General features: G+C 66.6%; 9 protein-coding genes. 4 read left to right on the top strand and 5 right to left on the bottom strand.

Features of this window, described 5'->3' with window-relative positions:
* Window positions 1–4: 4 nt before the first annotated feature.
* Together A5678_RS25785 and A5678_RS25780 are read left to right on the top strand one after the other, a co-directional pair.
* Window positions 5–1,414: a polysaccharide deacetylase family protein gene (locus A5678_RS25785; RefSeq protein WP_082945749.1), complete on the top strand. Its 1,410-nt coding sequence runs from the start codon at window positions 5–7 to the stop codon at window positions 1,412–1,414.
* Window positions 1,415–1,416: 2 nt separating this feature from the next.
* Complete coding sequence (locus A5678_RS25780) at window positions 1,417–2,070, top strand: hypothetical protein (protein ID WP_197502250.1); 654 nt, start codon at window positions 1,417–1,419, stop codon at window positions 2,068–2,070.
* Between the two features lie 101 nt (window positions 2,071–2,171).
* On the opposite strand, the gene A5678_RS25775 is transcribed toward A5678_RS25780, so the two are convergent.
* Window positions 2,172–2,513, bottom strand: coding sequence for a hypothetical protein (locus A5678_RS25775; protein ID WP_068048973.1), 342 nt, complete (start codon window positions 2,511–2,513; stop codon window positions 2,172–2,174).
* Window positions 2,514–3,009: 496 nt separating this feature from the next.
* Between A5678_RS25775 and A5678_RS25770 the strand changes: the two genes are divergently transcribed.
* Window positions 3,010–4,518, top strand: coding sequence for a sensor domain-containing protein (locus A5678_RS25770; protein WP_068048970.1), 1,509 nt, complete (start codon window positions 3,010–3,012; stop codon window positions 4,516–4,518).
* Between the two features lie 14 nt (window positions 4,519–4,532).
* On the opposite strand, the gene A5678_RS25765 is transcribed toward A5678_RS25770, so the two are convergent.
* The 4 genes from A5678_RS25765 to A5678_RS25750 form a co-directional block, all read right to left on the bottom strand.
* Entirely contained in the window at window positions 4,533–6,230 is a 1,698-nt protein-coding gene (locus A5678_RS25765) for an NAD-binding protein (protein WP_082945747.1), read from the bottom strand.
* Window positions 6,231–6,338: 108 nt separating this feature from the next.
* Window positions 6,339–7,481 (bottom strand): DUF4185 domain-containing protein, encoded by a 1,143-nt coding sequence (locus A5678_RS25760; RefSeq protein WP_068048967.1) that lies wholly within the window; start codon window positions 7,479–7,481, stop codon window positions 6,339–6,341.
* 7 nt (window positions 7,482–7,488) lie between these two features.
* Entirely contained in the window at window positions 7,489–8,523 is a 1,035-nt protein-coding gene (locus A5678_RS25755) for an aspartate-semialdehyde dehydrogenase (protein ID WP_068048964.1), read from the bottom strand.
* Window positions 8,524–9,789 (bottom strand): aspartate kinase, encoded by a 1,266-nt coding sequence (locus tag A5678_RS25750; RefSeq protein WP_068048961.1) that lies wholly within the window; start codon window positions 9,787–9,789, stop codon window positions 8,524–8,526. It abuts the gene before it with no gap.
* A gap of 274 nt (window positions 9,790–10,063) precedes the next feature.
* Between A5678_RS25750 and leuA the strand changes: the two genes are divergently transcribed.
* Window positions 10,064–11,869 carry a 2-isopropylmalate synthase gene (gene leuA / locus A5678_RS25745; protein ID WP_068048958.1) on the top strand — a complete coding sequence of 602 codons (1,806 nt, stop codon included), beginning with the start codon at window positions 10,064–10,066 and terminating at the stop codon, window positions 11,867–11,869.
* Window position 11,870 lies beyond the last annotated feature (1 nt).

The following is an 11,870-nucleotide window of genomic DNA, read 5'->3' as shown; positions in this document are numbered from 1 at the left end:
CAAAATGACCTCGCTCGCAATGACGGCCCTGGCGTGTGCCCTGGTGGGGGTGTACGGGATCACCCTGCATCCCCCCTCCTCGCGGTCGGCGAATCACGACGCGCTGCCCGATCCGGTCAAGCCCCGGCCCAACCCAAAGTTCCCCGCGGTCCAGACGAAGCCGCTTGCCCTGGCTCCGGGGCAGACGGTGGTATCGGTGACCTTCGATGATGGGCGAGCGTCCAACGCGTTGGGGGCCAAGATCCTCACCGAGCATGGCTTGACCGGGACCTTCTTCCTCAACTCGGGCAATATCGGCAAGCCGGGATATTTGACCCTCGCCGAAGTGGACACCATGGCGCTGGCGGGCAATGAGATCGCCGGCCACACCGTCGATCACAAGAATCTGCTCACGCTGCCTTCCAGCGAGATTTCTCGTGAGGTGTGCCAAGACCGGACCACCTGGTTGTCCTGGGGCTTCCCCGTTCGCAGTTTCGCTTATCCTTTCGCCCTCGAGGCCGACGAGATCCAGCAGTACGTCATCAACTGTGGCTACAACAGCGGACGAAGCCTCGGCGAGACACGCACCGTGCACATACCCGAGAACGCCGATCCCAATGATTGCTCACAGTGCGCGTGGAGTGAGTCGGTGCCGCCTGAGAATCCCTACTACACCCGCGCCCCTGCCCAGGTCCGGTCCAACTGGACGATAGAAGAGTTGGAGACCCAGGTGACCCGGGCCACCGATGGCGACGGCTCACCTTATAGCGGCGACGGTGGCTGGGTGCAACTGACCTTCCACGGTATCTGTCCCACCGATTGCACCGACATCACCACTCCGGTGGGCGAGTTTGAAGAGTTCGTCGCCTGGCTTGCCGGCCAGCAGGAGGCCGGCAAGCTCATCGTGCGCACCGTCGGCGACGTGATAGGCGGGGACGTACATCCCGCCGTGCCCGGACCCTCCCCTGCCGCCGCCCTGGTGAACGGCGATCTGCAGGCCGTGCAGGAGGGCACAGTGCCCTGCTGGCAGCGGGCGGCCTACGGCAACAACAACCCCGAAATGTCGCTGGTCCCCGGCCGCCACGGCGGGGCGGCCGAGCGCATCGTCATTCGCGACTATCACGACGGACAGGCCGGGCTGATGTCCACCCAGGATCTGGGCGACTGTGCAGTGGCGATCGGTCCGGGTGGCACACCTACCGTCAGCGCCTGGTACAGATCCAGCGTGCCGACGAGATTCGTGGTGTATTACCGCACCGACCGGGGCAACTGGTCCTACGGCACCGCGGGCCCAGCATTGCCCGCGAGCGTTGACTGGGCTCAGGGGATATGGAAGATCCCGCCCGCGCCCAAGGGCGCGACGGCGATCAGCTTCGGTCTGGTCATCGCGCAGAATGGCGAGCTGACCACGACCGACTACGGGTTACAGAAATGACCATGAAGCGGGTACTGGCCGTCCTGCTGTCCCTGATTGCCGTCGCCAGCACTCCTACGAGCGTGGCCAAGACAGAGCCGGGGCCCTGGCACTACGACATTGTGGCGACGAACTTCTGGGTCGGTGAAGTCCTTGATCCCAATGCTGACGACGGCAGTCAGGAGATCAGTGCCTACGACAACGCCTGGATGGCCCACTACGGCGGCTGCGACGGCATCGTGGACGCTCACGGTGTGTGTGGGTTCGAGTACCGCAGCGCCGACAACGGTTTCTTTCCCAGACACGTGACGGCCAGGCAGAACCCGTTCTACCTGGATCTGCCGCTGGAGGACCAGGCCGTCATGCAGCACCGCTGGGTGCAACTTCAGAAGGACGGGCACACCTGCTACGGCCAGGTCGAGGATGCCGGCCCGGCGGTCTACGACGACCGCGACTACGTGCTGGGCACCGCACGCCCTAAGAACACTCGCTTCAACGGTGCCGGGATGGACGTGTCCCCGGCGCTGTACGGCTGCCTGGGCTTCACGGCTGGGCCTGACGCAGCGTCCGACAAAGTCAATTGGCGATTTGTGGATGCATCCGACGTTCCCGCAGGCCCGTGGACCCGTATCGTCACCGGTTCCGAGCCCATCGCCAGCCGAGGCGACGCACCATGACCTCACCCGACCCGACGCCGCGTGGATCAGTCACGACTCGCCGCGACATCGGATGGGCAGCCCCAAGGATCGGCTGCGCGTGCGGTGTGTTTATTCCGAAGTCAAAGGGGCGGATGTTCGAGGTCAACGTCGGCGTGGCGTTCCTTGGCTTTCACCGTCGGGCGCGTTAACACGGCCAGAGGGTTTTCCCCCCCGCCAGCCGAGGTCTCGTTGTCGCCTTCGAGAAGGCCGAAGACCAAGAGCAGGCTGACGAAGTTCATGCCGAAGTAGCGGGCAATCAGCCGCAACTCCTCAGCGTTCGGATAATCCTCCTGCGCCTTGCGGCGGTAGTAGGTGGCGGCCGACACGCCCAACGCCAGCTGGATGTCATGCGTGCCGACGCCGTCGAGCACGTAATTGAGCAAACTCTCGAGGCTCCTGCCGTTCATATCTGTGCGTGCCATGCCCGTCACGATATAAACATCTCAATCCTGATACAAACCACTCGCCGGCAAACGAAGAAGAATCAGCCACCAGACGAAATGAGGCAGTTCGGCGGGCGCCGCAGCATTCTGCTGCGATCACATTGACGACCTAAGCCACGTGTGGCCCTGCGCCAACGACCGCAACCCGCAGGGCTGCGGGGATTGCTCAAGTCCTCAGGATCTGCGGGCCAACGTGCGGGCTGAGTGCGGGGTTAAGGTTCTGACCAGGGCTTGAACGGATTGACCGCGAACTGGATGACCCGATATGGCGCGGCCACCCGCGTGCGAGTGCCCCACTTGGCTGAAGAAGATTCGCAGCTCGTCGAGCGTCGAGCCGGGCGCGGCTCGCGTCGACGGCGGCCGCCGAATTTGGCCACGTGCTCCACCACCAAAGATTTACGCTGCCTGAAACGCCTCAACCACGGCGTTACCGCCCACAGACCGACAGGCCGCCGACCCTGCATCAGGAGAAAGCATGACGCTTTTTGTCAGTCACTCCAGCCAGGACAAGGCGGCGATTCAGGATCTGTTGAAAGCGTTGCGGGACGCGCGTCAGCAGGTGTGGGTTGACGAAACGCTGGGCGGCGGTGACGCGTGGTGGCGCACCATCCTCGAGGAAATCCGGGGCTGCGACGTGTTCGTCTTTGCGTTGTCGAACAACTCGCTGACGTCGAAACCCTGCCAAGCCGAGTTGCGCTACGCCGAGGCCCTGCACCGTCCGATCCTTCCCGTGCAGGTCGGCCCGATCGACTCCATGCGAGTTACTCCGCTGGCGGCGATGCAGGTCATCGACTACCGAAACCCGACCGTGGACCGCGGTATTCAGCTGATCGAAGCGGTGCACGAATTAAAGGAAAAGCTTGAGCCGCTGCCATCACCTCTGCCCGACGAACCGCCGGTGCCCTTCGCCTACCTGATGCGGCTGGGCGCTACCCTTTCGGACCCCGAGCTCAGCGCCCGCCAGCAGGCCGAGTTGGTGTCGGAGCTGAAGGCGGGGTTGCGCGAGGACGGGGCCGATCCGGCCGCGCGCCGTGACATCGCCCGGTTGCTGTCCAAGCTGCGTGATCGTCCCGATGTCACCTATCAGGCGCGAAACAGCATCGAAACCCTGCTGAAGTCGGTCGACGAGGAACCTTCAACCGCGGCCAGCGCACCTGTTACGACGCCCGAAGCGCCGGCGGATTCCGAGTCCGGAGCGGCCACAGCGGCGGCCTCCGACGTCGCCCCTCCGCGGGCCCCCCAAATTGGCAAGAGTCACCGGCCGCGCGCCAGGTGGCTCATCGCCGGCGGCGCGGGCGTGGCCGTTCTGATCGCGATCGTCGTCGCCGCGGTGCTGCTCCTCCGCCCCAAGCCGGGTCCTCCCCCGCTGTCCGTGGACTCCATCCTGCTCAGCGACGCGGAGATCAACGCCATCACAGGCACCTCCAACATGGCGAAAACCCCTGACAATCAAGGCAAGACGTTCAAGGACGTCAGCAAGGCGGTTGACGTATCGCCGCGGTGGTGCATGGGCGTGCTGTACCCGGGTGCGGACCTGACGTATGAAGACAGCGGAGAAAAGCAACTCGACTGGGCTGCTCTGGAAGATTCGGGTGGCTGGGTGCGCGCAGGCGAGGGCAATCATCACTTCGTCGACCAGGCCGTGGCGGCTTTTTCAACCAGGGACCAAGCCCTGGACTTCGTGCGGCGCTCGGCGAACGAATGGGCGGCCTGCGACGGCAAGACGGTGACCGCGACCTACCTCGACAACGGCCGCGCATACACGTGGGTCGTCGAAAACCTCACCGGACGTGCCCCGCAGATCGCCCAGATGTACCGGCAACAGGGCAACGTCGCCAGCTACGCGTGCCAACGTGTGTTGCAGGCGGCGTCCGCTTACGTGCTCGACGTCAAGGTGTGTGGAGACCACATCACCGATGAGGGCACCGTGATCGCCGGGAAAATGGCCGCGAAAGTGCCGAAGTCCGCGGGGCCGAAGTTCTGAAGTTGCGGCCGATCTCACTTCCGCTGTGTGCGGATCACCTGCAAACCGGCCGAGGCGAGCAGGGCGGGGATCTCCCGCACAAACAGGCGATCGTAGTCGGCGACGTCGTCGGGCAGTTCGGCGAACGGCACCAGATACGGGGTCTTCTTGTTCTCGATGTCCTTCTCGCCCAAGGACCAACCGTCCGCGATGCGCTCGGCCATCCACCGCTCGTGCTCGGCGACCCCGAGCGCCTCGACCTCGTCGCTGCTGAACACGAATTCTGATGCATCCCAGTCACGCAAGGGCGCAATGTCACAACCGATGCTGCGCAGCTTGACCGCGATGTCGCGGGCCTGCGAGCGGCTGGAGTCTTTCCGTGATTCGTCCAGCTCCGACCAGGGCGGCGCGGGATTGCCGGAAGCGAGTTGCTCGACGCACCAGCGGCGGTGGATGGCACGGGCGATGCCCTCATAGGATCCGCCCCGGGAGAGTTCGACCGTGCAGGCTCGTTCGAGCGTCAGGAAGACATCGATGTCGGGCCCCCCGGCGCTGCCGGCCTCGTCAAGGAGCCGGGCGACTCCGTGCGCCCGCGCCAGCGTGACGACCAAGGGGATGGCCGGATTCAGTTCGTGCCGCAATTGCAGCGCCAGCCCAACTGACTGCTCGTCGGGATCGGCGGTCACGTAGGCGCGGCTCAGCGGTGGCGCTGCCGCGTCGGCATAGGCCCGCAGCCGATGGATTTTGCTGACGGACGCGGGCAGGGTGTTGAAGCTACACAGCTGCTCGAGGGCGGGATAGCGGTCCAGAAGCAACTGCACCCGGTGGTCGGCCTGATTGTCGACGACGGTGACCACCAGCGCCGCGGTGTCGTCGGCGCGGTGCTCATACCAATCCCGTGCCGCGTGGTAGACCACCCACGCGCCCAGGGCATCGAGGCCACCGACGAGGATGTGCGGGCGGTCGCACCCGGTGTCGACGGGAAACTCATCGAGCAGCAACCGCGCGCTGATCTCGTCGGTGTTGAAGAAGTCGAGCGCCGACGCGGCATCGGCGCGCCTGGCCTCCCGGATCCGCAACAACGCGCACAGCTCGGGGTCACCGATTTGGGCAAGGCAGGACAGCACATTGGCGGAACGGCCACCCGCGAGCTGGCTCGCGACGGCGACGATCTCGGTGTTCACGGCGTCGTGCGGACACAGCGCGAGCAACCGCGCCGCGCGGCGGACCCCGGCCGCCTGCAGTGTTCGCTCCTGCTGCGCATCGCCCACGATGACCGGCACACCCCAGTCGTGGCAAAGCTGCATATTCGGATTCGCCGCGTCCGAGTCGATGACAACCACCCGGTCCCCGGCCTCACGAAGGTGGCGTAGAAACACGCTACCCACATCACCCAACCCGCAGACGACCACATGACCGCGCATCAGCGGGATCCGCATCTGTTGCACCCGATCACGGAACAGCGACGCCAAGCCGCTGACGCCGGCGAAGCCGGCGACGATCGGGGCGAGGAAGCGGGCGATATCCAGCGTGACCGGCCCGTGGGTATAGACCGGGGGCGTCGCCGTGAACAGCTTGAGGCTCCAGAAGACGACGTCGCTTGGTGCAGGATGAGGGCTCCACAACTGCCAGTACCCGATATTGCCCAGGACCAGCGCCACGACGCCCAGCCCGGCGAGCACATGCCATCGGTAGTCCGACAGTAACCGCGCGAAGGACCGCAGAAAAGTCATCACAGACCACCGAGCGCCGAGACTTTCGTTCACGCCAATATCGTTTCACCGCTGGTCAGCGCTGTCTGGCATATTGCGGCAGCGACGTCCCAGCCGACACCTTCGCCGCTAATCCGGCTTGAACGGGTTCACTGCGAACTGGATCACCCGGTATGGGGCGGCCACGCGGGCGCGGGTGTCCCACTGGCTGACGAAGATTCGCAGTTCGTCGAGCGTCGAGCCGGGCGAGATGTATCCGCCATACGGTTGCGCGAGCCGGTTGTCGTAGGGCGACGGCAGGCTTTCCGCCGGCTCCGGCCACTCGTCGTGCTGCACCACCGTGGTCACCGGCGCGTCGCCCAGCGACGTCGGATCATTGGCCACCCGGACCTCCATGTTGCCGGTGACCGCATTGAAATAAGACAGCACGGCCTTCCCGTCGATTTGCCGCACGCACATCTCGCCCACCGCGTCCGGCCACAGCGGGGTGGGGGGCTTGCCCCAGCCTCCCTCGGGTCCGGCCGCCCAGCCCTGCCAGCGGGACCGGTCGGTAAACATCTGCGGGGTGGCCCGATACAGCACGACGGGATCCCTGCGGGTGAAGCTGTCGGCCACGATGTACACCCAGCCGGTGGGCGAGTCCGCGGTCGGGATCGGGTCGTAGTAGCCGCTGATCTGCGTCTGTGAGCCGCCCCGATACGAGGCGGGCCGCCGCGACCCGGTGATGGTCTGCCAGCCCGCCCGCGCGGGCTCGGCCGAGACGAGCCGGGAGCTTTGCGGCTCCAGGTTCTTCGTCGTCGTCACCATCATGTAGTTGCGCCGGTTGATCTGCACCACTCCAGCGGGCAGCTGCGAGGTGCCCGGCGGGGCGGGATCGGCGAGCAGCGGTTTGCTGACGCCGGTCACGCCGGTGTAGCGCACCCCGGCCGGGTCGTCGACGGAAGCGGTGTCAACGTGCAACGCCACCGGCGCGTACCAGCCGCCGAACCCGACGCCTTGGCCCGCGAAACTGTCGCCGCAGACCTGCAGCAGCTCGGTGGGGAACTCGACGAACTCACAGAGGTCGGTCGCGCCGATGCCATAGTCGCCGGTGGGGGTGCCGGTGCCGGCGGTGGGGCCGATCCGCAGCACCTGCCCGGGCGCCAGCGGCTGCACGATCGGCTCGGGGGCCGGCGCCGGCGGGTCAGCGTGCGCGGCCCAAAACCATTGCGGCGCAGAAAGAATCAGAGCAAGCGAGCACCGCGCGACCAGTCGGGCGTGGGCGGTGCTCACCCGCCTATTACAGCTGGGCGGCCAGCAGCTCGGCAATCTGGATGGTGTTCAGCGCGGCCCCCTTGCGCAGGTTGTCTCCCGAAACGAACAGGGCGAGGCCGCGCCCGTCGGGCACACCCGGGTCCTGCCGGATGCGGCCGACCAGCGATTCGTCGACGCCCGCGGCCGCCAACGGGGTCGGCACGTCGACGAGCTTGACGCCGGGCGCGCCGCCGAGCAGCGTCCGGGCGCGCTCGGGCGACAGCGGCCCCGCGAATTCGGCGTTGATCGACAACGAGTGCCCGGTGAACACCGGCACCCGCACACAGGTCCCGCTGACGGCCAGGTCCGGGATGCCGAGGATCTTGCGGCTCTCGTGCCGCAGTTTCTGGTCCTCGTCGGTCTCCCCCGAGCCGTCGTCCACCAGCGAGCCCGCCAACGGCACCACGTTGAAGGCGATCGGGGCGACGTAGGTCTTGGGGGCCGGAAACTCGACCGCGGACCCGTCGTGCACCAACCGCTCGGCGTCGTCGATGACCGCGCGCGCCTGGCTGGCCAGCTCCTCGACGCCGGCCAGCCCACTACCCGACACCGCCTGATAGCTCGAGACCACCAGGCGGGTCAGCCCGGCCTCGTCGTGCAGCACCTTGAGCACCGGCATCGCGGCCATCGTGGTGCAGTTCGGGTTGGCGATGATGCCCTTCGGTCGCCGGTGCGCGTCCCGGTCGAAGTTCACCTCGGACACCACCAGTGGCACGTCGGGGTCCTTCCGCCAGGCCGACGAGTTGTCGATCACCGTGACCCCGGCGGCGGCGAACCGCGGCGCCTGCACCAGCGACATCGTCTTGCCGGCGGAGAACAAGGCGATGTCCAGGCCGGTCGGGTCCGCCTTCGCGGCGTCCTCGACCTCGATCTCCTGGCCGCGGAAGGGTAGCTTGCGCCCCTGCGAGCGGGCAGACGCGAAAAACCGCACCGACGTGGCGGGGAAGTCCCGCTCGTCGAGCAACCTGCGCATCACCTGGCCCACCTGGCCGGTGGCGCCCACGACGCCGATGGCAACCATCTACCTGCCCGTCCCTGCATACACCGTCGCCGACTCGTCCCCGCCGAGCCCGAACGCCTCGTGCAACGCCACGACGGCCTTATCTAGTTCGGTGTCGCGGCACAGCACCGAGATGCGGATCTCGGAGGTGGAGATCAGCTCGATGTTGACGCCCACCTCCGCCAGGGCCTCACAGAAGGTCGCGGTGACGCCCGGGTGGCTACGCATGCCCGCGCCGATCAGCGAGACCTTCCCGATGTGGTCGTCGTAGAGCAGAGAAGTGAAGCCGATCTCGTCCTTGAGCGCGTCGAGCTTGGCCACCGCCGTGGGCCCGCTGTCCCGCGAGCAGGTGAAGGTGATGTCGGTCTTGCCGTCCTCGATCTTGGAGACGTTCTGCAGCACCATGTCGATGTTCACGTCGGCTTCGGCGACGGCCCGGAACACTCTGGCCGCGTACCCCGGGATGTCTGGTATCCCGACGATGGTCACCTTGGCCTCGCTGCGGTCGTGCGCGACTCCGGTCAGGATGGGGTCTTCCATGGCAATGTCCTTGATCGATCCCTTGACGATGGTGCCCGGCTTGTCCGAGTACGACGAGCGGACATGCACCGGAATGTTGTAGCGGCGAGCGTATTCCACACAGCGCAGCATCAGCACCTTGGCGCCGCAGGCCGCCATCTCGAGCATCTCCTCGAACGTGACCGTGTTCAGGCGGCGGGCGTTGTGCACGATCCTGGGGTCCGCGCTGAAAATGCCGTCGACGTCGGTGTAGATCTCGCAGACATCGGCGTGCAGCGCTGCGGCCAGGGCGACGGCGGTGGTGTCCGAGCCGCCGCGGCCGAGGGTGGTGACGTCGCGGGTGTCCTGGCTGACGCCCTGGAACCCGGCGACCAGCACGATGCGCCCCTCGTCGAGCGCGTCCCGCAGCCGGCCCGGCGTCACTTCGATGATCTTGGCGTTGCCGTGCGTGCCGGTGGTGATAACGCCGGCCTGCGAGCCGGTGAACGAGCGCGCCTGCGCGCCCAGCGATTCGATCGCCATGGCCACCAGCGCGTTGGAGATGCGCTCGCCAGCGGTCAACAACATGTCGAGCTCGCGCGGGGGCGGGGCCGGGCATACCTGCTGGGCCAGGTCCATCAGGTCGTCGGTGGTGTCGCCCATGGCGGAGACCACCACGACGACGTCGTTCCCCTGCTTCTTGGTCGCGACGATGCGCTCGGCGACACGACGGATCCGATCGGCGTCGGCCACCGAGGATCCGCCGTACTTTTGCACGACGAGCGCCACTACTTTTCCCGCCCTTCCGGCACGTTTTGAGCCCACAACAGAATACGTGGCTGCGCATAGCGGTTTACCCAGCGTTGCTAACCACTACAGCCTGCGGTTTTGTGCGATTTCTAGCGCAATTTTCGCCGCGACGCCAATCGCGGTAGAGTTCTCCTCGTGCAGCGGGTGCTCCTCCTCGGACGCCGCGACGGGGTCTGATCCAGACCGGCTTCCCGTCGCGGGTGTTCGCGATGCGCCGGTCTGAGGTTCCTTCTGACACCCCGGAGCAACTACCGTGACTTCCAATCCCGACGCCTATACGTCAACACGTTCCATCGTCAAACCCGCGGGCCCGCCGGGGCCCGGCCAGCCCGCGTGGAATCCCCAGCGCGGTTCGGCGATGCCGGTCAACCGGTATCGGTCCTTCGCCGAGGAAGTCGAGCCCATCCGGCTCCCCGACCGCAGCTGGCCCGACCGCGTCATCGACCGCGCCCCGCTCTGGTGCGCGGTGGATCTGCGCGACGGCAACCAGGCGCTGATCGACCCGATGAGCCCCACCCGCAAGCGCCGCATGTTCGATCTGCTGGTGCGCATGGGTTACAAGGAGATCGAGGTCGGCTTCCCATCGGCCAGTCAGACCGACTTCGACTTCGTCCGCGAGATCATCACCGACGGCGCCATTCCCGACGACGTGACCATCCAGGTGCTGACCCAGTGCCGCCCCGAACTCATCGAGCGCACCTTCACCGCGTGTGAGGGCGCGCCGCGGGCCATCGTGCACTTCTACAACTCGACCTCAATCCTGCAGCGGCGCGTGGTTTTTCGCGCCGACCGGGCCGCGGTGCAGTCCATCGCCAACGAGGGCGCGCGCAAGTGCGTCGAGGAGGCCGCGAAATACCCTGGCACGCAATGGCGTTTCGAGTACTCGCCGGAGTCCTACACCGGAACCGAGCTGGAATACGCGCGGCAGGTGTGCGACGCCGTCGGTGAGATCATCGCCCCGACCCCGGACAACCCGATCATCTTCAACCTGCCCGCCACCGTGGAGATGGCCACCCCGAACGTCTACGCCGACTCGATCGAGTGGATGAGCCGCAACTTGGCCAACCGGGAATCGGTCATCCTGAGCCTGCATCCGCACAACGACCGCGGAACAGCGGTCGCCGCAGCCGAATTGGGCTTCGCCGCCGGCGCGGACCGCATCGAGGGCTGCCTGTTCGGCAACGGCGAGCGCACCGGCAACGTGTGCCTGGTGACGCTGGGGCTCAACCTGTTCTCCCGCGGCGTGGACCCCCAGATCGACTTCTCCAACATCGACGAGATCCGTCGCACGGTGGAATACTGCAACCAGCTGCCGGTGCCCGAGCGTCACCCCTACGGCGGGGACCTGGTCTACACCGCCTTCTCCGGCAGCCACCAGGACGCCATCAACAAGGGCCTGGACCAGATGAAGATCGACGCCGACGCCGCGGACGCCGACGTCGAGGACATGCTCTGGCAGGTGCCGTATCTGCCGATCGACCCCAAGGACGTCGGCCGCACCTACGAGGCGGTGATCCGGGTCAACTCGCAGTCCGGCAAGGGCGGGGTCGCATACATCATGAAGTCCGACCACGGCCTGGCGCTGCCGCGGCGGCTGCAGATCGAGTTCTCCCGCGCGATCCAACAGATCGCAGAGGGCACAGCGGGTGAGGGCGGTGAGGTCTCCCCGAAGGAGATGTGGGACGCGTTCTACGAGGAGTACCTGGCCCCGGTGTGGCCGCTGGAGCGGATAAAACAGCGGGTCGAGGCGTCGGAGGAGGACAGCGGCACCACCACTATCGCCGCGACCGTGAAGGTCAACGGGGTGGAGACCGAGGTCAGCGGCGCCGGCAACGGCCCCCTCGCGGCGTTCGTGCACGCGCTGGGTGAGGTGGGGTTCGACGTCGCGGTCCTCGACTACTCCGAGCACGCGATGAGCGCCGGTGACGACGCGCAGGCCGCCGCGTACGTCGAGGCCTCGGTGAACGGTCGCACGGTGTGGGGCGTCGGCATCGCGCCGTCCATCACCACCGCGTCGCTGCGCGCCGTCGTGTCGGCGGTCAACCGCGCGTCGCGTTAGC

Source organism: Mycobacterium sp. E2733, assembly GCF_001667585.1.
Classification (GTDB): Bacteria; Actinomycetota; Actinomycetes; order Mycobacteriales; family Mycobacteriaceae; genus Mycobacterium.
Note: the sequence above shows the minus strand (reverse complement) of the source record. Positions and strands in the feature narration are given on the sequence as shown.

Bases quoted from the DNA above. Each gene is read 5' to 3' on its own strand.
- A5678_RS25785 (WP_082945749.1), top strand. From the start codon at position 5: ATGACCTCGCTCGCAATGACGGCCCTGGCGTGTGCCCTGGTGGGGGTG.
- A5678_RS25780 (WP_197502250.1), top strand. From the start codon at position 1,417: ATGAAGCGGGTACTGGCCGTCCTGCTGTCCCTGATTGCCGTCGCCAGC.
- A5678_RS25775 (WP_068048973.1), bottom strand. From the start codon at position 2,513: ATGGCACGCACAGATATGAACGGCAGGAGCCTCGAGAGTTTGCTCAAT.
- A5678_RS25770 (WP_068048970.1), top strand. From the start codon at position 3,010: ATGACGCTTTTTGTCAGTCACTCCAGCCAGGACAAGGCGGCGATTCAG.
- A5678_RS25765 (WP_082945747.1), bottom strand. From the start codon at position 6,230: ATGACTTTTCTGCGGTCCTTCGCGCGGTTACTGTCGGACTACCGATGG.
- A5678_RS25755 (WP_068048964.1), bottom strand. From the start codon at position 8,523: ATGGTTGCCATCGGCGTCGTGGGCGCCACCGGCCAGGTGGGCCAGGTG.